Source organism: Serratia sp. H402Y, from assembly GCF_051172415.1.
GTDB lineage: Bacteria > Pseudomonadota > Gammaproteobacteria > Enterobacterales > Enterobacteriaceae > Serratia > Serratia ureilytica.
On record NZ_JBPIYZ010000001.1, the window covers coordinates 263,938 to 287,455 of the forward strand.

At 59.8% G+C, this 23,518-nt stretch carries 25 protein-coding genes, 2 pseudogenes and 1 riboswitch; of the genes and pseudogenes, 11 read left to right on the plus strand and 16 right to left on the minus strand.

Annotated elements, in window-relative coordinates; translation table 11 throughout:
• The first annotated feature begins 48 nt into the window (after positions 1 to 48).
• The 7 genes and pseudogenes from ACSBQS_RS01350 to ACSBQS_RS01380 all read left to right on the plus strand — a co-directional run bounded on the left by ACSBQS_RS01350 (position 49) and on the right by ACSBQS_RS01380 (position 7,379).
• Positions 49 to 765 (plus strand): GntR family transcriptional regulator, encoded by a 717-nt coding sequence (locus ACSBQS_RS01350; protein ID WP_434989509.1) that lies wholly within the window; start codon positions 49 to 51, stop codon positions 763 to 765.
• Positions 765 to 1,632: pseudogene (locus ACSBQS_RS01355) on the plus strand (aspartate/glutamate racemase family protein); the annotation flags it as partial. The gene ACSBQS_RS01350 and the pseudogene ACSBQS_RS01355, both read left to right, overlap by 1 nt.
• A pseudogene (gene puuE, locus ACSBQS_RS01360) lies at positions 1,601 to 2,455 on the plus strand (allantoinase PuuE); the annotation flags it as partial. The pseudogenes ACSBQS_RS01355 and puuE, both read left to right, overlap by 32 nt.
• Positions 2,456 to 2,648: 193 nt before the next feature.
• The gene (locus tag ACSBQS_RS01365; RefSeq protein WP_162837200.1) at positions 2,649 to 2,792 is read left to right on the plus strand and encodes a hypothetical protein; all 144 of its coding nucleotides are present in this window, start codon (positions 2,649 to 2,651) and stop codon (positions 2,790 to 2,792) included.
• A 125-nt stretch (positions 2,793 to 2,917) separates the two neighbouring features.
• Positions 2,918 to 4,450: a glycosyltransferase family 39 protein gene (locus tag ACSBQS_RS01370; RefSeq protein ID WP_047025717.1), complete on the plus strand. Its 1,533-nt coding sequence runs from the start codon at positions 2,918 to 2,920 to the stop codon at positions 4,448 to 4,450.
• A gap of 325 nt (positions 4,451 to 4,775) precedes the next feature.
• Positions 4,776 to 5,327 (plus strand): flavodoxin family protein, encoded by a 552-nt coding sequence (locus ACSBQS_RS01375; RefSeq protein ID WP_033642149.1) that lies wholly within the window; start codon positions 4,776 to 4,778, stop codon positions 5,325 to 5,327.
• Between the two features lie 603 nt (positions 5,328 to 5,930).
• Positions 5,931 to 7,379 (plus strand): GGDEF domain-containing protein, encoded by a 1,449-nt coding sequence (locus ACSBQS_RS01380; RefSeq protein ID WP_033644213.1) that lies wholly within the window; start codon positions 5,931 to 5,933, stop codon positions 7,377 to 7,379.
• Positions 7,380 to 7,385: 6 nt separating this feature from the next.
• Here ACSBQS_RS01380 and ACSBQS_RS01385 read toward each other — a convergent pair whose 3' ends face one another.
• Positions 7,386 to 7,547, minus strand: coding sequence for a YnfU family zinc-binding protein (locus tag ACSBQS_RS01385; protein WP_015376921.1), 162 nt, complete (start codon positions 7,545 to 7,547; stop codon positions 7,386 to 7,388).
• 81 nt (positions 7,548 to 7,628) lie between these two features.
• Positions 7,629 to 8,108: a cold-shock protein gene (locus tag ACSBQS_RS01390; RefSeq protein WP_004940042.1), complete on the minus strand. Its 480-nt coding sequence runs from the start codon at positions 8,106 to 8,108 to the stop codon at positions 7,629 to 7,631.
• 167 nt (positions 8,109 to 8,275) lie between these two features.
• Here ACSBQS_RS01390 and ACSBQS_RS01395 point away from each other — a divergent pair, with 167 nt between their 5' ends.
• On the plus strand, positions 8,276 to 8,785 hold the full coding sequence (locus tag ACSBQS_RS01395) for a VOC family protein (RefSeq protein ID WP_015376923.1): 510 nt from the start codon (positions 8,276 to 8,278) through the stop codon (positions 8,783 to 8,785).
• Between the two features lie 36 nt (positions 8,786 to 8,821).
• Here the strand turns inward: ACSBQS_RS01395 and ACSBQS_RS01400 are convergent, their stop codons facing one another.
• The 6 genes from ACSBQS_RS01400 to ACSBQS_RS01425 all read right to left on the minus strand — a co-directional run bounded on the left by ACSBQS_RS01400 (position 8,822) and on the right by ACSBQS_RS01425 (position 14,738).
• Positions 8,822 to 9,649: an amino acid ABC transporter ATP-binding protein gene (locus tag ACSBQS_RS01400; protein WP_434989513.1), complete on the minus strand. Its 828-nt coding sequence runs from the start codon at positions 9,647 to 9,649 to the stop codon at positions 8,822 to 8,824.
• A 9-nt stretch (positions 9,650 to 9,658) separates the two neighbouring features.
• Positions 9,659 to 10,546, minus strand: coding sequence for an amino acid ABC transporter permease (locus ACSBQS_RS01405; protein WP_004940038.1), 888 nt, complete (start codon positions 10,544 to 10,546; stop codon positions 9,659 to 9,661).
• Between the two features lie 30 nt (positions 10,547 to 10,576).
• Positions 10,577 to 11,104 (minus strand): GNAT family N-acetyltransferase, encoded by a 528-nt coding sequence (locus ACSBQS_RS01410; RefSeq protein WP_096241998.1) that lies wholly within the window; start codon positions 11,102 to 11,104, stop codon positions 10,577 to 10,579.
• Positions 11,105 to 11,113: 9 nt separating this feature from the next.
• Positions 11,114 to 12,034, minus strand: coding sequence for an ABC transporter substrate-binding protein (locus ACSBQS_RS01415; protein WP_004940036.1), 921 nt, complete (start codon positions 12,032 to 12,034; stop codon positions 11,114 to 11,116).
• A gap of 26 nt (positions 12,035 to 12,060) precedes the next feature.
• On the minus strand, positions 12,061 to 13,386 hold the full coding sequence (locus ACSBQS_RS01420; protein WP_353440039.1) for an LLM class flavin-dependent oxidoreductase: 1,326 nt from the start codon (positions 13,384 to 13,386) through the stop codon (positions 12,061 to 12,063).
• A 188-nt stretch (positions 13,387 to 13,574) separates the two neighbouring features.
• Positions 13,575 to 14,738, minus strand: a complete 1,164-nt coding sequence (locus ACSBQS_RS01425; RefSeq protein WP_033651144.1) for a M20 peptidase aminoacylase family protein — start codon at positions 14,736 to 14,738, stop codon at positions 13,575 to 13,577.
• Between the two features lie 345 nt (positions 14,739 to 15,083).
• Between ACSBQS_RS01425 and cspE the strand changes: the two genes are divergently transcribed.
• Positions 15,084 to 15,293, plus strand: coding sequence for a transcription antiterminator/RNA stability regulator CspE (gene cspE / locus ACSBQS_RS01430; RefSeq protein WP_004940030.1), 210 nt, complete (start codon positions 15,084 to 15,086; stop codon positions 15,291 to 15,293).
• Positions 15,294 to 15,350: 57 nt separating this feature from the next.
• On the opposite strand, the gene ACSBQS_RS01435 is transcribed toward cspE, so the two are convergent.
• The 3 genes from ACSBQS_RS01435 to crcB form a co-directional block, all read right to left on the minus strand.
• A complete protein-coding gene (locus ACSBQS_RS01435; RefSeq protein ID WP_033642154.1) occupies positions 15,351 to 16,541 on the minus strand; it encodes a multidrug effflux MFS transporter in 1,191 nt (396 codons plus the stop codon).
• 6 nt (positions 16,542 to 16,547) lie between these two features.
• Positions 16,548 to 17,144, minus strand: coding sequence for a TetR/AcrR family transcriptional regulator (locus ACSBQS_RS01440; protein ID WP_033642155.1), 597 nt, complete (start codon positions 17,142 to 17,144; stop codon positions 16,548 to 16,550).
• Between the two features lie 289 nt (positions 17,145 to 17,433).
• Positions 17,434 to 17,817: a fluoride efflux transporter CrcB gene (crcB, locus tag ACSBQS_RS01445; protein WP_004940022.1), complete on the minus strand. Its 384-nt coding sequence runs from the start codon at positions 17,815 to 17,817 to the stop codon at positions 17,434 to 17,436.
• Positions 17,818 to 17,895: 78 nt separating this feature from the next.
• Positions 17,896 to 17,958: riboswitch (Fluoride riboswitch) on the minus strand.
• Positions 17,959 to 18,041: 83 nt separating this feature from the next.
• Here crcB and ACSBQS_RS01450 point away from each other — a divergent pair.
• Complete coding sequence (locus ACSBQS_RS01450; RefSeq protein ID WP_033642156.1) at positions 18,042 to 18,470, plus strand: GNAT family N-acetyltransferase; 429 nt, start codon at positions 18,042 to 18,044, stop codon at positions 18,468 to 18,470.
• Position 18,471: 1 nt separating this feature from the next.
• Here ACSBQS_RS01450 and ACSBQS_RS01455 read toward each other — a convergent pair whose 3' ends face one another.
• Positions 18,472 to 19,539 (minus strand): diguanylate cyclase, encoded by a 1,068-nt coding sequence (locus tag ACSBQS_RS01455; RefSeq protein WP_164107193.1) that lies wholly within the window; start codon positions 19,537 to 19,539, stop codon positions 18,472 to 18,474.
• A gap of 218 nt (positions 19,540 to 19,757) precedes the next feature.
• Here ACSBQS_RS01455 and tatA point away from each other — a divergent pair, with 218 nt between their 5' ends.
• Positions 19,758 to 19,973: a Sec-independent protein translocase subunit TatA gene (tatA, locus tag ACSBQS_RS01460; RefSeq protein ID WP_004940019.1), complete on the plus strand. Its 216-nt coding sequence runs from the start codon at positions 19,758 to 19,760 to the stop codon at positions 19,971 to 19,973.
• Between the two features lie 93 nt (positions 19,974 to 20,066).
• On the opposite strand, the gene lipA is transcribed toward tatA, so the two are convergent.
• The 4 genes from lipA to dacA form a co-directional block, all read right to left on the minus strand.
• Positions 20,067 to 21,032, minus strand: a complete 966-nt coding sequence (gene lipA, locus ACSBQS_RS01465) for a lipoyl synthase (protein ID WP_004940018.1) — start codon at positions 21,030 to 21,032, stop codon at positions 20,067 to 20,069.
• Positions 21,025 to 21,693 (minus strand): lipoyl(octanoyl) transferase LipB, encoded by a 669-nt coding sequence (lipB, locus tag ACSBQS_RS01470; RefSeq protein WP_033651147.1) that lies wholly within the window; start codon positions 21,691 to 21,693, stop codon positions 21,025 to 21,027. The genes lipA and lipB overlap by 8 nt, the downstream gene beginning before the upstream one ends.
• Positions 21,694 to 21,827: 134 nt before the next feature.
• Positions 21,828 to 22,094: a DUF493 family protein YbeD gene (gene ybeD / locus ACSBQS_RS01475; RefSeq protein ID WP_004940012.1), complete on the minus strand. Its 267-nt coding sequence runs from the start codon at positions 22,092 to 22,094 to the stop codon at positions 21,828 to 21,830.
• A gap of 104 nt (positions 22,095 to 22,198) precedes the next feature.
• On the minus strand, positions 22,199 to 23,410 hold the full coding sequence (gene dacA, locus ACSBQS_RS01480) for a D-alanyl-D-alanine carboxypeptidase DacA (protein WP_004940010.1): 1,212 nt from the start codon (positions 23,408 to 23,410) through the stop codon (positions 22,199 to 22,201).
• Positions 23,411 to 23,518: the final 108 nt, after the last annotated feature.

The following is a 23,518-nucleotide window of genomic DNA, read 5'->3' on the forward strand; positions in this document are numbered from 1 at the left end:
CGTTATGTATACGATTTTGCTATCGATAGGTGAAACCGGAGTAGGTGAATGAATACTGAACATTGTCTCCAGGCCGCGCCAGCGCTGCAGGACAAAGATGAAACCATTTATCAGGCGTTGATGACGGCGATTGTCGAGCATCAGCTGCCGCCGGGCAGCAAATTGCCGGAGGAGGCGTTGTCCGACGTGTTTGCCGTGAGCCGCACCGGCATCCGTAAGGTGCTGCAACGACTCGCCGCTGTGCAAATGGTTAGCCTGAAGCCCAAACGTGGTGCATATGTCGCCAGCCCGACGGTGGAAGAGGCGCAGGCTATCTTCCGCACGCGCGCGCTGCTGGAGGTCGCCAACCTTCCCGATATTATCGCCCGCTGTCGAGCGCCCCATCTGGCGGCACTGGAGCGCATTATTCAGCTGGAACAGCAGGTGCATGAGGCTTACGACGGCCCGGCGGCGATTCGCTATTCCGCCGATTTTCATATTCAGCTGCAGGCGATCTCGGGCAATTCGGTTATCACCGACATGGTGACGCGTCTTTGCCAGCGTTCTTCCCTGGTCATCGCCACCTGGGGCGCGCCGTGGCGGCAGGGGTGCCGTTGCGACGATCATCAGCAGTTGGTCGGTTTGTTGCGGGATAAAGCGCTGCAGCCTCTGAGCGACGCCCTGATGCGCCATTTTGATCATATTATCGCCAGCCTGCGCTTTGAGCGCGATGGCGTCAGCCTGCCCGATTTTTCCCGGCTGTTCGCCGGTTACAAGGAGCCGTGATGTCTTCTGTTTGCATACAGGTTATCAACCCCAACACCAGTCAGGCGATGACCGACAGCATCGCCGCCGCCGCGCGCACCGCCGCCGCGCCAGGCACCGAGATCCTGGCGGTGTGCCCGCGCGACGGAGTGCCGTCCATTGAAGGGCACTTTGACGAAGCCATCGCGGCGATCGGCGTGCTGGAACAGGTGAGGGCGGGGCGACGGCAGAGCGTTGACGGTCATGTGATCGCCTGTTTCGGCGATCCGGGATTGCTGGCCGCGCGCGAGCTGGCGCAGGGGCCGGTGATCGGCATTGCGGAAGCGGCGATGCATATGGCGTCGATGGTGGCGACCCGTTTCTCTATCGTCACCACGTTACCGCGCACGCTGATTATCGCCCGCCACCTGCTGCATCAGTACGGTTTTCATCAGCATTGCGCGGCGCTGCATGCCATTGACTTGCCGGTGCTGGCGCTGGAGGACGGCAGCGGGCTGGCGCAGGAGAAAGTGCGCGAGCGCTGCATCCGCGCTCTGAAAGAGGATGGCTGCGGGGCGATTGTGCTCGGCTGCGGCGGAATGGCGACGCTGGCGCAGGAACTGACCCGCGAGCTGCGGGCGCCGGTGATTGATGGCGTCAGCGCGGCGGTAAAAATGGTGGAGTCGCTGGTGGCGTTGGGGTTATCGACCAGCAAACAAGGGGACTTGGCCTATCCCGAAACCAAAGCGTTAAGCGGTCAATTTCAGTCGTTAAATCTATTTTAAAGGGATGAAGAATGGTCATTGTCGATGAGAATTACCCCCGTGACCTGCGAGGCTACGCCGGAGATCCGCCGCATGCGCGCTGGCCGGGCAACGCGCGAATTGCCGTGCAGTTTGTGCTCAATTACGAGGAGGGTGCGGAGAATCATGTGCTGCATGGCGATGCGGGATCGGAACAGTTTCTCTCCGATATTATCGGCGCCGCCAGCTATCCGGCGCGCCATATGTCGATGGATTCGCTGTACGAATACGGTAGCCGGGCGGGCTTTTGGCGGATCCACCGCGAGTTCAGCCTGCGTGGCCTGCCGTTGACGGTCTTCGGCGTGGCGATGGCGCTGGCGCGCCAGCCGGAGATTGTCGCGGCGATCAAAGCGGCGAAATACGATGTGGTCAGCCATGGTTGGCGCTGGATCCATTATCAACATATGGATATCGCTGAGGAGCGCGAGCATATGCAAAAAGCGGTGCAAGTGCTGGCCGACCTGTTCGGTAAAGCGCCTACCGGCTGGTATACCGGGCGCGATAGCCCCAACACTCGGCAACTGGTCGTGGAGCAGGGCGGTTTTGATTATGACAGCGATTATTACGGCGATGATTTGCCGTTCTGGAGCGAAGTGGCGTGCGGCGACGGCAGCCGTCGGCCGCACCTGATCGTTCCTTACACGCTGGACGCCAACGACATGCGTTTCGCCACCGCTCAGGGATTTAATACCGCCGAGCAATTTTACACCTATCTGAAAGACAGCTTCGACGTGCTGTACGCTGAGGGCGAGGAGGCGCCGAAGATGATGTCGGTGGGGATGCACTGTCGTCTGCTGGGCAGGCCGGGGCGTTTTCGCGCGCTGCAGCGTTTTCTCGACTATATCCAGCAACACGAACGGGTGTGGGTCTGTACGCGGCAGCAGATAGCGGACCACTGGCGCGAGACCCATCCGTACCCGGGAACATGACGCATGCCTGGCTGCGCTGTGTCGGTTCCACTGCGCAGCGTGTTTTCGTACGGCCAATAACGCTGCCGCTCAGCTCGCTCCAGTGCTTTGATGGATCGACAGAGCGGCCGTAGGGCAAACGACCCGCCGCCAATTGAACCTTCGTTTATTTTGCCGCGTTACAATAGGTGAAAATTTCCCCATGGAGCCTATCGTGCGCAAATCCAGATTCTTTCTCGTGACCTTGCTGTGCCTGTGCGGCGCCGCCGTGCTGTACGTCATGGCTTACCGGGCGTTGGGGCATTACCTCAGCGACGGGGAGAAGGCCTACCCGGACATCACCGTTGAAATCCGCTGAGGGCCGTGCGCCGCCGCGGTGATTGCGCCGATTTTTTCGCACTGATTTACCCGCCATTTACCCGCCGTCGGCAATGATGACGCTGCGTCTCCACACTGTGTGGTTCTCTTGGGCGGAATGCGGTTATGTCACTGCAACAGGTATCGAATGTTTCTTTGAGCAATAACGGCTTAAAAGGCATCGGTTACAAACATTACGCGTTGGCGATCGTGGCGTTTTCGGCGATCGTGCGGTGTATTTCCTTAACGGATCGGTATTTTTGGTGCGACGAGGCCTCCAGCGTGCTGACCAGCCGCTATGATGTGGGCGCTTTGCTGTACCATGCTTCCTTCGATGTTCACCCGCCGCTTTATTACCTGCTGCTGCATGGCTGGATGGTGCTGTTTGGCGACGGCATTATGGCGGCCCGCGCGCTGAGCCTGGTGTTCGGCGTGATGACGGTGGCGCTGGCGATGCGTTTTACCCGTTGGTTGGCCAACGAGCGGGCGGCGCTGACCGCGGGATGGCTGATGGCGATCATGCCGATGGCGGTGCGTTACAGCCAGGAGGCGCGCATGTATGCGCTGATGGGGCTGTTGGCGATCGCCGCCGCCATGGCGCTGGCGAAGTGGCTGAAAACGCCGGATAACCGCCGCTATCTGGCGCTGTATGCGCTGTTGATGACGCTGAGCTTTTATACTCACTACTTCACGATTTTCACGCTGATCGCGCACTGGCTGGTGGTGTTGGCACTGTCGTGCCGCCGCGAAGGCGAGTGTTACATCAGGCAGCCGGCGTGGTGGGTGGCCAATGCGGCGATTGGAGTGGCCTATATTCCCTGGCTGCTGGTGCTGCTCAATCTGCTGGCGCATATTGCCGAACTGCGGGTCGGCGGCGACGTCGGTTGGATCCCTCAGGTTGCCTGGGGCGATCTGCCGGCGATGTATTGGCGTTTTCTCACCGGGCATGATGGCAGCAACTATCCCACGATCATTCTCTGGCTGCTGCCGGCGATGTTTGTCGCCTTATGTTCACTGCTGCTGTGGCGGCGCCAGATGCCGAGAAAATATGCGCTGCTGCTGCTCGGCGGCATGCTGATCCCGGTGACGTTGGTATTCGCCATTTCCTGGCGTTCGCCGCTGTTTGTCGATCGCTACCTTTATTCCGCCGCGCTCGGCATTCCGCTGGTATTGGGCGTGCTGATCGCCGGTACGAAAAGCCGGGTGCGCGGGATCTCTTTGCTGCTGTTCTTCAGCCTGCTGTTCGGCTGCGGCGTGCGCAACGACTATCCGGTCGAGAAAGATGAGTTCAAGGTGATGGTACACTACATCAACAGTAACTATCAGCCCAACGATGCGGTGGTGGTCAGCAACATGTTCAACTACCTGAGCTATGTGTATTACAACAAGAAGGGCTATCGCGCCTTGCTGTATACCCCCGCCAGGCCCAACGGCATTTCGGGCAAGCCCAATGCCTATGGTTTCGGCACCTTTTTCCACGATCGGGCGGCGCAGACCTACGTCGATAACCTCAGCGCGTTAGCGAAAGGCCATCGCCGGGTCTGGCTGGTCAGCGGCGGGGATTTCAATCAGGACTTCGGCCGTTCGCCGCCGGGGTGGGTCAATACCGGCACCTTCAAAAGCGGCGGTTTCGAGTCGAGGCTGTTCGTGGTGCCTTGAGCGGAATGTCATATTTCCCATTCGGCGTTACATCTGGCCGAGCAAACTTACGCGGGGATGACAGTTCTATACATTGGGATTGGTACTGTAGCTCTACCCGATGATGTTGTGTGTTATCCATTCCCTGTAGTGTATTACCCCATCCCTGTTAAGTTTATCCCGCCTTGTGCGGGATTTTTTTATCTGCGCATACCCGGCGGCGCGTAGCGCGATTTTTTTGAATAACACCGTCAGTTTTATTCAGTATTCAGCCGTTGCGCGCTTGATTAGATTGAACGCGAGATGGGCGTCGTCGGCGCCTCTGTGCAATGAGTGGAGAATTTCTATGGCGAAGACAGTAGTGGTGTTTCATTCCGGCTACGGCCATACCGAGCGTTTGGCGAAAGTGGTGGCGGAAGGCGCAGGGGCCGAACTGATCGCTATCGATCAGGAAGGCGATATCAGCGATGAAGCGTGGCAGAAGTTGGATGAGGCGGACGCCATCATCTTTGGCTCACCGACCTATATGGGCGGCCCATCCTGGCAGTTCAAGAAATTCGCCGACGCCAGTTCCAAAGCCTGGTTCGGCCGCAAGTGGCAAGACAAAGTGTTCGGCGGCTTTACCAACAGCGCCAGCCTGAACGGCGACAAACAGGTCACGCTGATAGCGCTGCAAACGCTGGCTTCGCAACATGGCGGCCTGTGGGTCAGTCTGGGGCTGCTGCCGGCCAACACCAAATCGGCGCAGCGTACCGATGTCAACAACCTGGGCGGTTCGGTGGGGCTGTTGGTGCAAACGCCGTCGGATGCCGGCGTGGACGAGATGCTGTCGGGCGATCTGGCGACCGCCAAGCTCTATGGCCAGCGCGTGGCGGGCTTTGCCGCCAAACTGGCGTAAGGCCTTGCCGCGTGCAGCGTTCATTTTCTCTGCACATTTGGCGTGTAAGCTGCGAAATGTTATTAGCCTGCTTGGGCTAACGCTGCATTTCGTACAAATATTCCCGGTTCCTAGGCCGGGTTTTTTGTTGCTAAGGTCTGCTTAAGCTTTCGCCGCTACACTGCATGGCAGCACAGGCATGCAATGAATGGCTGTGTCGTAACTGTCGATTTGCTGTTGTTCAAGCAAGCCCGCTTTAGGCGGGCTTTTTTTGGGTTGTTATTGCACGGGCGGCCCAGTTGCAGGAAAATAATCGCGTAGTTATTCAAATATCATTCAACGAGCAATAACCACAATCTTATTAATGTAATTAACGTCGGTCGGCGGCCTATTACGCTTTGCGCTATGCTGTCAGCAGAGCTGAGCATTATTTTCCGACGGTATGCGGGGGAGTCCGCCGCCGCCACATTAGGTTAAGAAAAGTCTGTTAATTAATTGTTAATGTTTTTTATTATTGATTTGTCTGGCTTTTTTGGTTGAAATCCGGGTTGATTATCCCTCACTGGCCGGGCGAGAGAGTATGCACATTATTATTCTGGTTATTAGCAAAATATGGGCGAGGCGATGAACGCCAGAATAAACGCCAGGCATGGCCTGCCGCTTACGGTTCAGCTCATCAATCTTTTCATGCTGGCCTTTTTACTTTCCCTGGTGGGCATTCTTAGCCGGCCGATTGGCTCGCTTTCTTTATTTTGGCCGGTGAATGCGATTCTGCTCGGCCTGCTGCTGCGCAAACCCGCTTACGCCACGCCGCTCGGCTGGCTCACGACCTATCTGGGCATGGTTGCCGCCGATCTCAGCACCGGCGAGGGCTGGTCTTTGGCGCTGTGGCTGAACGCCTGCAACATGTCGCTGATCGTCGTCGGTTACGGCATCATGCTGATGCTGCCGCAATCTCAACGGCGCATGGGTAAACCCCAGGCGATACTCTATATGTTCAGCGCCAGCCTGGCCGGTGCGGCGGTGGCGTCGACGCTGTCCGTGCTGCGTAACGATAGCCTGTACAACAACACGGTGGTGGTCGCCTGGCTGGCCTGGTTCAGCGAACAGTTTTCGACGACCCTGCTGCTGTTGCCGGTGCTGATGGCGGCGCCGCGGTTGAAACAGCTGTTGCGCATGCAGGTGCGTTGGCGCTTGAAAGGCTGCCTGCCGCTGCTGGCGCTGCTGCTGTCGCTGGCGTTCAGCGTCTATATCGGCGGGCCGGGCGCGATCGCCTTCCCGATCCCGGCGCTGCTGTGGTGCGCGGTGCGCTACCAGCTGTTCCCCGTGACGTTGCTGACGCTGTTGACCGGTATGTCCGAGATCAGCAGCATCTCCGCCAACCTGGTGCTGTATGAAACGCCGAACAACCATAATGCCTTCCTCGACACGCTGATGTCCGCCCGATTGGGTATCGCCATGCTGGTGATGGGGCCGCTGATCCTCGCCAGTTCCATCGCGGCCAACCGTAAGCTTATGCGGCGTCTGGAGCACAGCGCCAACCACGATTTCCTGACCGGCGTGCTGGCGCGCAGCGCGATGACGCGCAAAGCGGGCGAGCTGTTGGAGCACAAGCACCGTTCCAAAGAAGCGGTGTCGTTACTGCTGATCGATATCGATCATTTCAAGCAGATCAACGATACGCACGGCCACAGCGCCGGCGATCAGGTGCTGGCGTCGTTCGCGCACATCGTGCGGCGCGAGCTGCGGCACGATCAGCTATTCGGCCGCTTGGGCGGGGAAGAGTTCGCCATCATGCTGCCGCGCGCGTTGGCGGCGCAGGGCGTGGCGCTGGGGGAGCATCTGCGCCGGCTGGTAGAGCAGACGGAGCTGCAGGCGGAAGGCAAGCAGACGTTGAAAATCACCATCAGCGTCGGCGTCGCCAGTTTGGCGATGAACGAGGTGAAATCGCTGGAGCAGTTGATGAACATGGCGGATATCGCGCTGTATCGCGCCAAATCGCAGGGGCGTAATCGGGTGGAGTCGTTCAACGTGGTGAACGGCAACAGCGTCGAGCATATCCTGTTCCGCTAACCGTTTTCAGCCTTGCCTGGGCTCGAAACGGGTTTCGCAATTAGGGCAAATCAATATCACGTCTTGCAGCATTGCCGCGCATTTTTGCCGGGTAACATAGCCGCATTTAGGGCAGACGATTTGGGTGGAGCGGTTGATAAAACCTTTGACGCTGCTGGAATCGGACATATCAATAGCCTGTGTCAGGTGAAAACTCACGCTAACACAGGCGACGACAAATTTCGTTGGTTATTTTCTGTACGCAGAGGCTTACAGGCTTTTCAGCGCCTTGATGGTCTCATCCATGTCGATCTCGTGCTCGGAGAAGGTATGGGTGGTGTTCTGGAAGGTGGTGATGGTCAGCATGCGCAGCGTTTGCATGGCCTGCGCCTGGTCTTCAGACTGCGGGCGAATGCGGTTCATCAGCAGGCCGACCGACAGCACGGTGTTCTCTTTATCCACGTCGGCTTTGACCGGCACTTCCTTGGTGAAGGTATTGAAAGACTTGATGCTGGTGATCTTGATTCTTTCATTGGCGATGATGATGTATTTGCTGGGCGCCAACACTTTGACCGCATAAGCCGACGGGCCTTTGGTGTTGTTGGTCGGTTCGAAGGTCACCGCCGCGTTTTTCTTAATCAGCTCCGGGTTTTGCACTTTAATCACGTGAAAATAACGATTTTCTCCGTTCTCGTCGGTAATAAAGCCGAAGCCTTTGTCTTCAAAAAAAGTCGTTATCTTGCCGTTCATCGCTATTCTCACAAAAAGGTTCAATACAGCGCTTATGATAGCGCGGAATGCCTTGCAGCGACAGATTGCGCGGGCGGCATTTAGTCATGCGATAACGGCATTTAGCGGCTTCCCGGCGACATGCTATGTTCATGCTGACTTTATTCAATGCGCAAAAAGGAATAGCGATGGGCATCAAACGTCTCAATCACGCCGTGCTGTATGTCAGCGACGTGCGGCAGAGCGCCGACTTTTATCATCAGGTTTTGGGCTTCAAGCTGAAGCCGTCCGACAGCCCCGATCGGGCGGTATTTACCCAGGCCGCCGACTCGGACAACGATCACGATTTGGCGTTGTTCAGCAAGAACCTGGGCCAGCAGCGCGCCGGGGTGTTTCGCGCCAACGGCGAGCCGCCGGCAGAGCATGAGCCACCGGCCGGGCTGTATCATCTGGCCTGGGAAGTGGACAGCCTGGAAGAGCTGGAGCGCATTCGCCATCAGCTGGCCGAACGCGGCATTCTCGGGTTGGAAGAGGATCACGGCGTGCACAAAAGCATTTATGGTCACGACCCGGACGGGCTGCTGTTTGAGGTGACCTGGTTTATTCCCCCGGCGTTGCTGACCGAAGAGGACAAAAACCAGCAGGGGATCCGCCCGTTGGATTTCGCCGCCGAGAAGCGGCGTTTCGCCGGTCTTTAACCTGCTCCTGCGCGGGGCGCATCGGCGCCCCGACGCTCACAGCACTTTGTTGAGGAAGTTGACGGTGCGCGGGTGCTGCGGCTGAGCCAGCACCTGTCTGGCATCGCCCTGCTCGACGATCTGCCCGTCGACCATAAACACCACCCGATCCGCCGCTTCGCGCGCAAAGCCGATTTCATGCGTCACCACCACCAGCGTGACGCCCAGATCCGCCAACCCTTTAATCACGTCCAGCACTTCGCCGACCAGCTCGGGATCGAGCGCGGAGGTCGGCTCATCGAACAGGATCACCTTTGGGTTCAGCGCCAGCGCGCGCGCGATGGCGATGCGCTGCTGTTGGCCGCCGGAGAGGTAGCGCGGGTAGGCGTCCGCCTTGTGGCGCAGCCCGACCGTATCCAGCAGCTCATAGGCCACCGCTTTCGCCCGTTCGCGGGAGTGGATCTTGTGCACCACCGGCGCTTCGATGATGTTTTCCAGCACCGTCAGATGCGGGAACAGGTTGAAGTTTTGGAACACGTAGCCGACGTTGATGCGCTGCCGGAGGATGGCCTTTTCCTTCAGCTCGTACAGCCGGTTGCCCTTGCGGCGATAGCCGACGTAGTCGCCGTCGATGCGGATAAAGCCCTCGTCGACGCGCTCCAGATGGTTGATCGCCCGCAGCAGCGTCGATTTTCCGGAGCCGGAAGGCCCGAGGATCACGGTCACGGTGCCCGGCTGCAGCGTCAGGCTGACGTCGTCCAACGCCTTGTGTTTGCCGAAGAACTTGCTGACGTTGCTGATTTCGATCAGGCCGCGCGCCGGCACCGGGGTGAGGTTGCGTGCCGGCTGTTCGGGCAAGGCGTAATAATCAATGGCTTCAGACATGCGGGTCTCCTAACGTTTTAGCCAGCCGGCCAGTTTCTGCCAGGGCGTCGGCGGCAGTTCGCGCACCGCGCCCCGAGCAAAATAGCGCTCGATGTAGTATTGGATCACCGACAGCGCGGTGGTGATGAACAGATACCAGACGGTGGCGACCATCAGCAGCGGTATCACCTGCTGAGTGCGGTTATAGATCACCTGAATGGTGTAAAACAGCTCCGGCAGCGCCAGCACGTAAACGATCGAGGTGCCTTTCGCCAGGCTGATGATCTCGTTGAAGCCGGTCGGAATAATGGAGCGCAGCGCCTGCGGCAGAATGATGCGGAAGGTGCGGCGATAGCCCGGCAGGCCCAGCGCCGCCGCCGCCTCGTGCTGGCCGTAATCCACGCCCAGGATGCCGCCGCGGATGATCTCGGCGGTGTAGGCGGACTGCACCAGCGTCAGGCCCAGCACCGCCACGGCGAACTGGCCGAGGATATCGATGGTCGGGTAACTGGCGAACACCACCGAGGTAAAGGGAATGCCCAGCGAGATGGCATCGTACAGATAGGAAAAGTTATACAGGATGATCAGCACCAGAATCAGCGGCAGCGAGCGAAACAGCCAGATATACCCCCAGGCCAGCGACGCCAGCAGGTAAGAGCGCGACAGCCGCGCCAGCGCCAGCAGGGTGCCGAACAGGATGCTGAACAGCGTGCCGAGCAGCGTCAGCAGCAGGGTCTGTCCCAGCCCCGCCAGCACCGCCGGGGCGAAGAACCACTCGGCGAACACGCCCCATTCCCAGCGCGCGTTGCCCGCCACCGATTGCACGATGGCGGCCAGAATAAACAGCGAAAACAGCGCGCCGATCAGCCGCAGCGGATAGCGGGCGGGCACCACTTTCAAGACTTCTTGTTTGGACATGTCATGTCTCCTGATACAGATAAAGGGGCCTTAGGCGATTTTCCTTTCCGACGCGCAACAACAGGCGTCCTCTGCAATCAGGCTTTTGCGGAACGGCAGGCGGCCATCGTAGGGCGGGCGGCTGTAAACCTCGCTGTCGACGGTGGGATCGAACTGCGGCTGATAACCGTTGCTCAGGTACAGGCCCACCGCTTCGGGCTGGCGAAAGCCGGTGGTCAGATAGAGCCGGCGATAACCCTGCGCCAGCGCCAGCGTTTCCAATTGCTGCAACACCCGTTGCGCCAGGCCCTGGCGGCGCAGATCGCCCCGCGTCCAGATACGCTTCAGCTCGGCGGTTTGCCCGTCATAGCGCTTGAAGGCGCCCATGGCGATCGGCGCACCGGCGCGCAGCAGCACGATGAAGGCGCCCTGCGGCGGCGCGTACAGGTCCAGCGGTTCCGGTTCCTGGTCACCAAAATAGTCGCCGTAGCGCTGACGATATTCGCCGAACAGCCCCTCGATCACCGGGGCGACCAGCGGATCGGTCGGCAGCGTCTGAATGAAAGTGTCTTGCGTCATCGCGCGCTCCTAATCGCCCAGGCCGGGCGGGTTGATTTCCGACTGCGCAAGGCGTTCGACGCTCTCGCCCCAGCGGTTGAGCACCTGATCGTACTGTCCGCCGCGGATCGCGCCGTTCAGCGCTTCATTCACCGCCTGCACCAGCCCGTTGCCTTTACGGGTGGTGACGGCGATGTGCGCCGCCTTGGGCCAACCGCCTTCCACCGTGCCCGCCAGCCGGGTACGGCCGTTCAGCGCCGCCTTATAGGCGCCCAGCACGTTCGGCCCGAAGTAGGCATCGGCCCGGCCGGACTGGATCGCCAGCGTGGCGGCCGCATCGTCGGTCACGTAGATCGGCTGGAAGGGTTTGAGCCCCTGTTGCCGATTCTGTTTGTCCCACGCCAGCAAAATTGCTTCCTGATTGGTGCCGGAGCCGACGATGATCTTTAATCCGGCGATATCGGCAGGCTGTTTGATCGTCGCGATCTTGCCGCCGGTTTTGACGTAAAAGCCGAGCGAGTCGATGCGGTAGGTGGCGAAGTCGAAGCGGGTTTTGCGTTCTTTGGTCACGGTGACGTTGGTGATGGCCGCGTCATACTTGCCGGAAACTACCCCCAGCGGCCAGTCTTCCCACGAGGTTTGCACTACGTTCAGCTCCAGGCCCAGGCTGTCGGCCACCAGTTGCGCGATATCCACTTCGCTGCCGATAAGCCGCCGGTTGTCGGCGGCGAACAGCGCCAGCGGCGGCGTGTTGAGCGCGGCGATTGCAACGGTGAATTGGCCCGGCTTCACGAAGTGGAAATCGGCCGGCAATTTGGCGATCGCCTGCGGGTTTTTCGGCGCATGGATCGGGGTTTCATTGGCCTGTAAATCGATGCCGGTGCCCGCCTGCGCGGCGCCGGTCAGGCTCAGCAAGGCCGCCACGAGGGCGGCGGTAACGGTTTTTTGCATAGCGGGTATCCCTGACAGCGTTCTTATTATTGGGTGAATCTGTTCAACGGGCGCGTCAGGCCCAGGTGCTCGCGCAGTGTGTCGCCATGGTACGCCCGGCGGAACAGGCCGCGCCGTTGCAGGACGGGCACCACCCGATCGACGAAGTGGCCGAAGGCGTTGGGCGTGCCGCCGCTGATGATGAAGCCGTCGGCGGCTTCGCCGTCGAACCAGCGTTGCAGGCCGTCCGCCACCGCTTCCGGCGTGCCGCTGAACGCCGGGCGCGGCGAAGCGGCTTCCAGCGCCACCTGGCGCAGCGTGAGGTTACGCTCGCGGGCGTTGCGCTTGATGGCGTCGGTGGTGCTGCGGAAGCTGTTTTGCCCCAGATCGCCGATGTCCGGGAAGGGCGCGTCCAACGGATGGCGGGAAAAGTCGTAATGTTCGAAGTAGCGGCCAAGGTAGTTGAGGGCGTTCTCGATGCTGACCAGACGGGCCGTCTCCTGGTACTGGCGCTCGACGTCCGCATCGTCGTCGCCGACGATCACGCTGACGCCCTGGAAGATGCGCAGGTCGTCCGGTTCGCGCCCCTGTTCCACCAGCTGCCGCTTCACGTCCTGGTAGAAATCCTGCGCCTGCTCCAGCGTGTCGTGATGGGTGAAGATCGCATCGGCGTGCTTGGCCGCCAGCCGTTTGCCGTCTTCGGAGGCGCCGGCCTGGAACAGGATCGGGCGGCCCTGCGGCGTGCGGCCGATGTTCAACGGCCCCTGCACCGAGAAGAACTCCCCCTGATGATTGAGGGTGTGCAGTTTCCCGGCGCGGAAAAATTCGCCGCTGGCCTTATTGCGCACGAAGGCATCGTCTTCCCAGGAGTCCCACAGTCCTTTGGCGACGTCGAGAAACTCGCCGGCGATGCGGTAACGCAGGCTGTGCTCCGGGTGTTCGGCGCGCGAGAAGTTTTTGGCCGAACCTTCCAGCGGCGACGTCACCACGTTCCAGCCCGCGCGGCCGTTGCTCAGGTGATCGAGGCTGGCGAACTGGCGGGCGACGGTGAACGGATCGCTGTAGGACGTGGAGAGCGTGCCCACCAGGCCAATTTTGTCGGTGGCGGCGGACAGCGCGGCCAATAAGGTCAACGGCTCGAAACGGTTAAGAAAATGCGGAATGGACTTTTCGTTGATATATAAGCCATCGGCGACGAAGACGAAATCGAATTTCCCTTGTTCGGCTTTTTTCGCCGAGGCGATATTAAATTCGAGGTTGATGCTGGCGTCGGCGGTGGCGTCCGGGTGGCGCCAGGCGGACATATTTCCCGATGCGCCGTGCAGAATGGCGCCCAGCCGTAATTGCCGTTGATTATTCGCGTTGTCGCTCATCGTGATTATCCTGTCATGCGCCGAAAGGCGCGCGGTGTCTGATGCGTCCACTATTGATGAGCGCTGTCGGGATGTAAAACAACAAAACAGCATATTCAAATGTTGAAAACTGCAAATATCACGGCGAGCGAAAATAATAATCCCCGGCGCGGCATCAGCGGCGTCGGGGAAATACTATTTCACGTTATTCAGGCGTTGCTGAGGGCTTTTTTCGCTGCGGGGGTTAATTGCTGCAGCGTGCGCTCCGCCAGCAGCGAAAAATAGTGGGCGGCAGGAAAGAGGGCGCGCTCATCGGGATTGAAACGCGGATGGTGCAGGCCGAATTCGCTGGCGGAGCCGATGCTGACGAACGCGCCCGGCACGTGATGCAGATACAGCGCGAAATCCTCGCCGCCCATCTGCAGCTCCGCCTCTTCGACCCGGTAGCCGGCCTCGGCGGCGACGGTTTTGCTGAACGCCGCCCAATGGGCGTCGTTGATCACCGCCGGCGGCCCCGGCTGCCAGTGGAGTTCGGCCTGCGCGCCGAGCGCGGCGGCAACGCCGTCGATCACCTGGCGAATTTTATCCGGCACCTGGCGGCGCACCGCATCGCTGTGGGTGCGCACCGTGCCTTCCAGCTCGACGGTTTGCGGCAGCACGTTCCAGGTATTGCCGCCTTCGATGCGCGTCACGCTCACCACCAGCGATTCCAGCGAGCTGAAGCTGCGGCTGGGCAGCGTTTGCAGCGCGCCGACGATCTGGCTGGCGGTGACGATGGTATCGACACCCTGTTCCGGTTTGGCGGCGTGGGCGCCTTTGCCGGTGATGCGGATCTGGAAGCGATCGACGTTGGCGTAGAACGGCCCGGCGCGGGTGGCGAAGGTGCCGGTGGGCAGCTCCGGCGCATTGTGCAGGCCAAATATCGCCGCGACGTTATCCAGCGCGCCGGCGTCGATCAGGTGCCGGGCGCCGTTGAAGGTCTCTTCCGCCGGCTGGAAGAAGATGCGCACCGTGCCCGCCAGTTCGGCTTCACGCGCTTTGAGCAGGTGTGCGGCGCCGAGCATCACCGAGGTGTGAAAGTCGTGCCCGCAGGCGTGCATCACGCCGCTGTTTTGCGAACTGAAGGGCACGTCGGCGATTTCGTCGATCGGCAGAGCGTCGATGTCGCCGCGCAGCGCGATGATCGGCCCCTGGCCGCTGCCGATCTCCGCCACGACGCCGGTTTTCAGCGCCAACGGCAGAAGGCGAATGCCCGCCTCTTGCAGCCAGCGGGTCAGGCGGGCGGTGGTGGCGAATTCGTGATTGGAAAGCTCAGGGTTTTGGTGCAGTTCACGCCGATAGGCGATGATCTTGTCTGCCAACTGGCTGGTCATAGGCTTGGCTCACAGTGGGAAATAAACCCTAACCCTAGTGCAGGGGCCGCCGAAGCAAAAAGACCATCTGGTTATATTTCATAGCGATTGTGTTTGCACGGCGCGTCAACGATGGGGGAAAGGGGCAGGTTTAGGCGTTCGCGCGTTGTTCGCTGGCGCAGGGAGAGGATTGACCTGGAACGGTAACTTACTGCAACCGGTGTCATTCATTTACACCGGACAACACGGATTTTTTCACTCTTTATCGGATTTCTGTGATCGCGGTGGTGGACAAAATCCTGCCTGCTTGCTGTACTGTAATCGACACAGGTTTTGTGTCTTTCATTCACGTTAAAGGTAAGTTTGATGTCTAAGATTAAAGGTAGCGTTAAGTGGTTTAATGAATCCAAGGGCTTCGGTTTCATTACTCCGGAAGATGGTAGCAAGGACGTTTTCGTTCACTTCTCTGCCATCGTTAGCAACGGTTTCAAAACGCTTGCTGAAGGCCAGCGTGTAGAATTTGAAATCACGAACGGTGCCAAAGGCCCATCTGCCGCTAACGTTACTGCTATCTAAGCTGCGTAGCTGAATTTCTTAAAACCCGCTCATTGAGCGGGTTTTTTATTGGGCGCGTTATGCGTCGCTGCGGCGGGCCAACAGGCTGAACAGCAGGATGGCGATGGCGTAACAGCCGACGATGGTCAGCGCCATCGACAGGCCCGAGGTGCCGCCCAGCCCGGTGAGCGGCACGGCGCAGGCGCCGAGCGCGAACATGCACACGCCGATCAAGGCCGACGCGCTGCCGGCTTTGTCCCCCTGGCTTTGCATCGCCAGCGACGAGGCGGTCGGGCCGACGATGCCGATCACCGCCACCGAGAAGAACAGCGGCACCAGCAACACGACCAGCGGCGCATGCAGCGCGGCGGCCAACAGCAGCAACAGCGATGCGACGGCCGCCAGCGTTAATCCGCCCCTCAACACCCGGCGTTCCCCCCAACGTGAACTGAGACGGCTGGCCAGCTGCGCCGCAATGATCAGCCCGACGCCGTTAATGGCGAAGCACAGGCTGAACATCTGCGGGCTGAGGCCGTAGATCTGCTGCAAGACGAAAGGCGAAGCGCCGATATAGGCGAACATGCCGGCCATTACGAAGCCCTGCGTCAGGCACAGGCCCATGAAATAGCGCTGGGTCAGCAACCCGCCGAGCGACATCAGCATCGCCAGAATGCCGCCCTGGCTGCGGCGCTCTACCGGCAGGGATTCGCGCAGCTTCAGCGCCGACAGGCTGAACAGCAGCACGGCGATGGCCGCCAGCACGCCGAAGATGCCGCGCCAGTTCATCACCTGCAGCATGACGCCGCCCAGCACCGGCGCGACGATCGGCGCCAGGCCGTTAACCAGCATCAGCAGGGCGAAGAAGCGGGTCAGCTCGTGGCCGGCGTACAGATCGCGGGCAATGGCGCGGGAAATCACCGCGCCGCCGGCGCCGGCGATGCCCTGGAGCAGGCGGGCGATCAGCAGTTGGTCGATGGTGGGCGCCAGCGCGCACCACAGCGAAGCGCCCAGCAGCAGGATCAGCGACAGCAGCAGCGGGCGCATACGGCCCAGTTTGTCGCTGTAAGGGCCAAAAATCAGCTGGCCGACGCCCAGGCCGAGCAGCCCGGCGGTCAGGCTGAGCTGCGCGGCGGCGGTGGAGGTATTCAGCTCGCCCGCCATTTCCGGCAGGGCGGGCAGATAGAGATCGGTGCACAGCGGCCCCAGCGCGGCCAACAGGCCAAGCACGACGGCGTACACCAGACGTTGTCTGGCTAAGTGTTTGGTCATGGGAGATTAAGATTTCCTGAACAGGTGAGAAATGGCCTGCTGATACAGATCGCGCAGCAGGGACGCATCGGCTTTTTGCGTGGTAAGGATACGGTAACCGGTGCCTTCGCTCATGACGGCGATAAACTCCACCCGCGCGGCGATCTCTTCCGCGCTGAAATCGGGATACAGCCGCTGCAGGTTGTGGCACACGTGGCGAAACAGCCGCGCCTCCGCATCGCTGAGCAGTTTGGCCACCACCGGGTTGCGCGTGGCCTCGGCGGTCACTTCCAGCATCAGCATGTGATCGGTTTCGCTCTCGCCCGGTTGCTGAAACAGCGTGCGCGCCGCCAGCGTGCCGGCGATCAGGTTGATGTGATCGCCAAGGTTTTCCAGGCGCTGCATCTTGCTGGTGATGATGCGATTGACGATCTCTTCGATAATCGCGTCTTTATTGGCGAAATAGCGATAGATTTGCCCGACGCTGAGCTGCGAGCCCTGGGCAATCTCCGCCATGCTGGCGGCATGGAAGCCGTGGCGGCGGAAGCTGGTTTTCGCCGCTTCGACGATCTGATCGCGGCGCGCCTGCACTTTGGCCTGTTTACTGTCGTTGGGGGAGAGCATCTGCCCGATCCTTTGCTGCGCGTGAGCCGGGTTCACAATTTTGGGTGTGAACGTTCATTCTCAATTGTAGTGTAACGGATGGGGAGGACGCAAGATGAACGCGTGCTGCGGGGAAAGGGGGGTTAGGCGAACAGGTAGGCGTTGATAAAGGCGGCGACGATCAGCACGCACAGCGCAACGGCGATCGCTTCGGCGGTGGTTTTCGGCAGGCTAAACATAGCGATTTCTCATCCAGTCAGGAGTTCTGGATGAGATTATGCGCATGCAAGATTAAGGAAACATTAAGGGCTTAGCGCCCGTTGACCCACATCACCAGCATGAAGGCCAGCAGCGTCATCGCCAGCGAGCCGGCCAGGTTAAGCAGCATGTTGGCCAATGCCCAGCCGAAGCGGCCGTCCTGCATCAGATACACCACCTCCAGCGAAAAGGTGGAGAAGGTGGTCAGGCCGCCGCAGAAGCCGGTGGTGATCAGCAGTTTCCAGGTGGGATCCAGGTGTGTCATGCGGGTGAAAATCGCCATCGCCAGACCGATGATAAAACCGCCGATCAGATTGACCATCAGCGTCCCTAGCGGAATGTGGGCGTTCAGCGGATTCATTTTCATGCTTACCGCCCAGCGCAAAACGCTGCCGACGCCGCCGCCGATAAAGACGGCCAGTAAAGAACTCAACATGGGGCAACTCCCTTTCAAACAGAGAAATTCACGGGCTCGGAAAGGGACAGGCGTAACGCTACGCGCCTCTCTCCGAGAGGTTACGTAGACATCATCAGCCTGTGAAGGCGGTTAGGGAGGAATGTCATCTCCAGCGTGCCGCACGGCCTTTTTCACCGTACCCGATGGATGTTACACCTAACGCCGTCTATTTTGTAGTATCGACCCCCTGCGAGGTAAAACCGATGGAAATCAGAGCGGCGCGTCTGGGCGACCGGCACGCTATCGCCGAATTGATGACGGTGTTGGGCTATCCTGGCACCGAGGCGTTTCTGACGCAGCGCATGCAGCAACTGTTGGCGCACCCGGACGAGGCGCTGCTGGTGGCGGCGGACGGGGCGCAGGTGCTGGGCGTGTTGTCGCTGCATTTCCTGCCGCAGCTGGCGTTGGCCGGCGACATTGGCCGCATCAGCTATTTTTGCGTCGACGATCGGGCGCGCGGCGCGGGCGTGGGGCGGCGGTTGTTGGCGGAGGGAGAGGCGCTGGCGCACCGTCGCGGCTGCGATCGGTTGGAGGTTCATTGCCACAGTCGCCGCGAGCGGGCCCATGCGTTTTACCTGCGTGAAGGCTTTGTTGAAGCGCCGAAGTATTTTGCCAAGTTATTAAGTCAGTAAGTTACTCCCCTGGCGGCACTGCCGTTTCCAGCCGGTTGCGGCCGTTTTGCTTCGCCCGATAGAGCGCGCTGTCGGCCGCTTTCAGCCAGTCCAGATAGCCGCCCAACGCGGGGTGGTAGTTGGCGATGCCGGCGCTGATCTGCAGCCGCAGTTGCGGCGCCTCCTTGAAGCTGACCGCGTCCAGCCGCTGCTGGATGCGTCGCAGGACGATTTCCGCCTGCTCGGCGTTGGTGTTCGGCAGCACCGCGCCAAACTCGTCGCCGCCGTAGCGCCCGACGATATCCACGTTACGCAAGCCGATCAGCAGCTCTTCCGCCAGCGCCGCCAGGGCCTCATCCCCCAAAGCATGGCCGAAGGTGTCGTTGATGGTTTTGAAGCGGTCGATATCCATCAGGATCAGCGTGGCGTTATCCTGGTAGCGACGGCAGCTGTCGAACTGGCGATGCAGCAGATGCTCCCAGTGGCGACGGTTGTATAAGCCGGTCAGCCCATCGCGGGTGCTGATGCGCTGCAGCTCCTGTTTCTTTTCCGCCAGCCGCTTGGCGGTGCGGTAAGTCACCAGCCCGAGCAGCGTCGGGTAAAGGTAGATCATCGGCAGGCACAGATAGACCTGCAACGGCGTGCTGTAGGGGTGAAACGGGAAGCCGAGCAGCGCGGCGGTGAACGCCGCAGTGGCCAGTTGCATGGCCAATCCTTTTACAAACAGCGCTTTGCCGGCTGAAGCGATGTTATTCATGCTCATCATCGACAGGATGACGATGGCGGGCAGCGCGTTGAACGCCATCATCGCCGCCCAGAAGCCGCCGAAAGCGGAGTCGATCAGCAGGTTGCGAATTTCGGCTTTGAACGGATCTTGGGCGCGGCAGGCCAGGCGGTACGCGAGATGCGGCCAGAGAAACCCGTGAAAGGCCAGCAATAGCCAGACCGCCGCGGGCGGAGCCAGGGGATAGAGCGCGGCGCAGACGCAGATAAAGCCGAGCCCCAGACCGACGGCGCGGGGCAGGTAGGTGCGTTTGGCGAAGCTGAGGCCGGATTTTCGGGCATCGAAAATGGGTGGGGCAATATACATCCGGCATCTCCCTGATGAGTATCATGGCAGCGTATCATGCGGGTGATAAACTAAGAATAGTCTGGGATTCACGTCCAGAGGCCCTGTGGCATTACTGCGACCGATCTCACTCTGTTACATGTTGCGGTTGTGCGAGCCAAAGGAAAGTCGCTAAATATTCGCAGGCAAGGTCAGTTTTTCTCGCTGTTCACGCAGCGCTCTATGATAAGAAGGTGAGTATGGAAGGTATCAGCATTACCAAACTTCTGGTGATTGCGGTGTTGGTGATTTTACTGTTCGGCACCAGCAAACTGCGTACGCTCGGCGCCGATCTTGGCGCGGCGCTGAAAGGCTTTAAAAAAGCCGTGGGCGATGACAGCACGCCGCCGGCCGCCGGCAACAACGCCGCCGAAAGCCAGTCCGCTCAGCAGAGCGTCGAAAAGAAAGACGTTTAACCCCGTCTGACTGCGCGCAATAAAAAACGGATGCCTTGCGGACATCCGTTTTTTGGCGTTTCCGCCGTCTATAGCGTAACAAACTATTACGCGTTATTTCACTTCCATCCCTTTGGCCTGCAGATCGGCGTGGTAAGACGAACGCACGAACGGGCCGCAGGCGGCGTGGGTGAAGCCCATCGCCATCGCTTCTTCTTTCATCTCGTCAAACTCGGCAGGGCTGACGTAGCGCTGCACCGGCAGGTGGTGACGGCTCGGCTGCAGGTACTGACCCAGCGTCAGCATGGTCACGCCGTGGCGACGCAGATCGCGCATCACTTCAATGATTTCCGCGTTGGTTTCGCCCAGGCCGACCATCAGGCCGGATTTGGTCGGGATATCCGGGTGCGCTTCTTTAAAGCGCTCCAGCAGCTTCAGCGACCATTCGTAGTTGGCGCCCGGACGCACCTGGCGGTAGACGCGCGGCACGTTTTCCAGGTTGTGGTTGAATACGTCCGGCGGCGTGGCGGTGAGGATCTCCAGCGCGCGGTCCATACGGCCGCGGAAGTCCGGCACCAGCGTTTCAATTTTGATGTTCGGGCTTTTGGCGCGGATGGCGGAGATGCAGTCGGCAAAGTGCTGAGCGCCGCCGTCGCGCAGATCGTCGCGGTCAACCGAGGTGATCACCACGTAACGCAGCGCCATGTCGGCGATGGTTTGCGCCAGCTTTTCCGGCTCGTTGGCGTCCGGCGCGATCGGGCGGCCGTGGGCCACGTCGCAGAACGGGCAGCGGCGGGTGCAGATGGCGCCGAGGATCATAAAGGTGGCGGTACCGTGGTTGAAACACTCGGACAGGTTAGGGCACGAGGCTTCCTCACAGACGGAGTGCAGGCCGTTCTTGCGCATCGCGGCTTTGATGCCCTGAATGCGCGTTGAGTCGGCAGGCAGTTTGATCTTCATCCACTCGGGTTTACGCAACAGCTCCTGCCGTTCGGTGACCACCGTTTTGACCGGGATCAGCGCCATTTTGTCAGCATCGCGGTATTTGACGCCGCGTTCCATCTGAATTGGTTTACTCATAATCGTGCAGGTTCCAGTTACGAAGCTCGACCGTCTGGTAGCCGAGTAAATGAACAAATTCCTGTACCAGGATTGGGTGTATGTCTTCAATGCCAACGCCGGGCGCCAGCGCGCTGACCTGCGTCATCTGCATACCGGCGTAACCGCAAGGGTTGATGCGTTGGAAGGGGCTGAGATCCATCGCCACATTCAGGGCCAGGCCGTGGAATGAGCTGCCTTTGCGGATCCGCAAACCCAACGAACAGATTTTCTGCTCCCCCACGTACACGCCGGGCGCATCCGGACGGGCGCGCGATGTGAGGCGGAAGTGGGCGAGGGTGTTGATAACCGTATCTTCTATCGCCGTGACCAATTGACGTACGCCGACCTTGTTGCGTTTCAGATCGACCATCACGTACATCACCTGCTGACCCGGCCCGTGGTAGGTCACCTGGCCGCCGCGATCGCTCTGGACAACCGGGATGTCGCCGGGCATCAGCACGTGTTCGGCTTTGCCGGCCTGACCCTGGGTGAACACCGGGTGATGCTGCACCAGCCACAGCTCGTCCGGCGTGGTCTCGGTACGACTGTCGGTGAAGTTATGCATGGCTTGGGATACAGGCGCGTAGGGCTGCAACCCCAGCTGACGCAAAATGATCTTGTCTGGTTGCAAAAGAGTCATCGTCAGGTTACAGAAGTGGTAAAGCCATTATACCGGGCGCTCCGGCCTGCGACCAGCCTTTCGCTGACCAAAAATGCGCAACCCGGGAAGACGCTGCGCCATCCCGGGTTGATAAGCAGGGGTTTATGCTGGAATTACAGCACCATGCGAACAATTTCAATGTTGCCCAACTCTTCGTACAGGGTTTCGACCTGCTCGATGTGAGTGGCATTGATGGTGATGGAGACGGAGTGGTAGTTGCCTTTGCTGCTTGGCTTGACCTGCGGGTTGTAATCGCCCGGCGCATGGCGCTGCACCACTTCAACCACCTGGTCAACCAGCTCAGGCTGCGCCAGGCCCATTACCTTGTAGGTAAAAGAGCAAGGGAATTCGAGCAGTTCGTTCAGTTTAGTTTTTTGCATGTGCGTGCGCTCCAGAGTGCTAGCTAATCTATAAAGTATAACTCCCGCCGGGGCGGGAGTTAGTGTTATTCACTATATGGGGGCAATTTCGCCCGATTCAACCGTTAACCGAACCAGTGGTGGAACATCAGTTTGATGTAGTCCACGATGCGGCTGAAGAAGCCGCCTTCTTTCACTTCGTTCATGACCACCAGCGGACGCTGGTCGATGGTTTTGCCGTCCAGCTGGAAGTTGATGCTGCCCACCACCTGGTTTTTCGCCAGCGGCGCGTGAATTTCCGGCGTGTTCAGCACGTAGCTGGCCTTCAGATCTTTCATGCGGCCGCGCGGAATGGTCAGGTAGACGTCTTTGTCCACGCCCAGCTCAACGCGGTCGGCATCGCCGAACCAGACCGGCTCGGAGGCGAACTCTTTACCGACTTTCAGCGGCGCCACGGTTTCGAAGAAGCGGAAGCCCCAGGTCAGCAGTTTCTTGCTTTCGGCTTCACGGCCTTTGTAGGTGCGGCCGCCCATCACGGCGGAGATCAGGCGCATTTGGCCTTCGGTCGCCGAAGCCACCAGGTTGTAACCCGCCGCGTCGGTATGGCCGGTTTTGATACCGTCGACGTTCAGGCTGTTATCCCACAGCAGACCGTTGCGGTTCATCTGGCGGATATTGTTGAAGGTGAACTCTTTTTCTTTGTAGATCGCGTATTCTTCCGGCACGTCGCGGATCAGCGCCTGGCCGATCAGCGCCATGTCGCGCGCCGAGCTGTATTGGCCCTGCGCATCCAGGCCGTGCACCGTCTGGAAGTGGGTATTCTGCAGGCCCAGCTTGCTGACGTAGGTGTTCATCAGGTTGACGAACGCATCCTGGCTGCCGGCGACGTAGTCGGCCATTGCCACGCAGGCGTCGTTACCGGACTGCAGGTTGATGCCGCGGGTCAGTTTGGAGACCGGCACGCGATCGCCCGGCTTCAGGAACATCAGCGAGGAGCCTTTGAACACCGGGTTGCCGGTCGCCCAGGCGTCCTGGCCGACGGTCACCAGATCGTCCTGGCCGATTTTGCCCGCTTTCAGCGCCTGGCCGATGACGTAGCTGGTCATCATTTTGGTCAGGCTGGCCGGATCGCGACGCGCATCGGCGTTCATCTCGGCCAGCACCTTGCCGGAGTTGTAATCAATCAGGATGTACGCTTCCGCATCGATCTGCGGGACACCTGGGATCATGGTTTTGATGTTAACGTCATCGGCGTGCGCAACGGAGGCTGCGCTCATTGCGATAACGGTGCCGAGGGCGATGCTTTTGATTAAGCGAAAAGAAGTTACTTGTTTCATGATCGGGACTACAACATCCGTGAAAGTAAAGTTAAAAAACGAGCCACACTATAGCAGATGCGATCCCGGCAGGCATTACCCATTCATCTGACTAATTGCGGTTAGTGC

Coding starts and splice junctions, on each gene's coding strand:
- ACSBQS_RS01350 (WP_434989509.1), top strand. CDS start 49: ATGAATACTGAACATTGTCTCCAGGCCGCGCCAGCGCTGCAGGACAAA.
- ACSBQS_RS01370 (WP_047025717.1), top strand. CDS start 2,918: ATGTCACTGCAACAGGTATCGAATGTTTCTTTGAGCAATAACGGCTTA.
- ACSBQS_RS01375 (WP_033642149.1), top strand. CDS start 4,776: ATGGCGAAGACAGTAGTGGTGTTTCATTCCGGCTACGGCCATACCGAG.
- ACSBQS_RS01380 (WP_033644213.1), top strand. CDS start 5,931: ATGAACGCCAGAATAAACGCCAGGCATGGCCTGCCGCTTACGGTTCAG.
- ACSBQS_RS01385 (WP_015376921.1), bottom strand. CDS start 7,547: ATGTCCGATTCCAGCAGCGTCAAAGGTTTTATCAACCGCTCCACCCAA.
- ACSBQS_RS01390 (WP_004940042.1), bottom strand. CDS start 8,108: ATGAACGGCAAGATAACGACTTTTTTTGAAGACAAAGGCTTCGGCTTT.
- ACSBQS_RS01395 (WP_015376923.1), top strand. CDS start 8,276: ATGGGCATCAAACGTCTCAATCACGCCGTGCTGTATGTCAGCGACGTG.
- ACSBQS_RS01400 (WP_434989513.1), bottom strand. CDS start 9,649: ATGTCTGAAGCCATTGATTATTACGCCTTGCCCGAACAGCCGGCACGC.
- ACSBQS_RS01405 (WP_004940038.1), bottom strand. CDS start 10,546: ATGTCCAAACAAGAAGTCTTGAAAGTGGTGCCCGCCCGCTATCCGCTG.
- ACSBQS_RS01410 (WP_096241998.1), bottom strand. CDS start 11,104: ATGACGCAAGACACTTTCATTCAGACGCTGCCGACCGATCCGCTGGTC.
- ACSBQS_RS01415 (WP_004940036.1), bottom strand. CDS start 12,034: ATGCAAAAAACCGTTACCGCCGCCCTCGTGGCGGCCTTGCTGAGCCTG.
- ACSBQS_RS01420 (WP_353440039.1), bottom strand. CDS start 13,386: ATGAGCGACAACGCGAATAATCAACGGCAATTACGGCTGGGCGCCATT.
- ACSBQS_RS01425 (WP_033651144.1), bottom strand. CDS start 14,738: ATGACCAGCCAGTTGGCAGACAAGATCATCGCCTATCGGCGTGAACTG.
- cspE (WP_004940030.1), top strand. CDS start 15,084: ATGTCTAAGATTAAAGGTAGCGTTAAGTGGTTTAATGAATCCAAGGGC.
- ACSBQS_RS01435 (WP_033642154.1), bottom strand. CDS start 16,541: ATGACCAAACACTTAGCCAGACAACGTCTGGTGTACGCCGTCGTGCTT.
- ACSBQS_RS01440 (WP_033642155.1), bottom strand. CDS start 17,144: ATGCTCTCCCCCAACGACAGTAAACAGGCCAAAGTGCAGGCGCGCCGC.
- crcB (WP_004940022.1), bottom strand. CDS start 17,817: ATGTTGAGTTCTTTACTGGCCGTCTTTATCGGCGGCGGCGTCGGCAGC.
- ACSBQS_RS01450 (WP_033642156.1), top strand. CDS start 18,042: ATGGAAATCAGAGCGGCGCGTCTGGGCGACCGGCACGCTATCGCCGAA.
- ACSBQS_RS01455 (WP_164107193.1), bottom strand. CDS start 19,539: ATGTATATTGCCCCACCCATTTTCGATGCCCGAAAATCCGGCCTCAGC.
- tatA (WP_004940019.1), top strand. CDS start 19,758: ATGGAAGGTATCAGCATTACCAAACTTCTGGTGATTGCGGTGTTGGTG.
- lipA (WP_004940018.1), bottom strand. CDS start 21,032: ATGAGTAAACCAATTCAGATGGAACGCGGCGTCAAATACCGCGATGCT.
- lipB (WP_033651147.1), bottom strand. CDS start 21,693: ATGACTCTTTTGCAACCAGACAAGATCATTTTGCGTCAGCTGGGGTTG.
- ybeD (WP_004940012.1), bottom strand. CDS start 22,094: ATGCAAAAAACTAAACTGAACGAACTGCTCGAATTCCCTTGCTCTTTT.
- dacA (WP_004940010.1), bottom strand. CDS start 23,410: ATGAAACAAGTAACTTCTTTTCGCTTAATCAAAAGCATCGCCCTCGGC.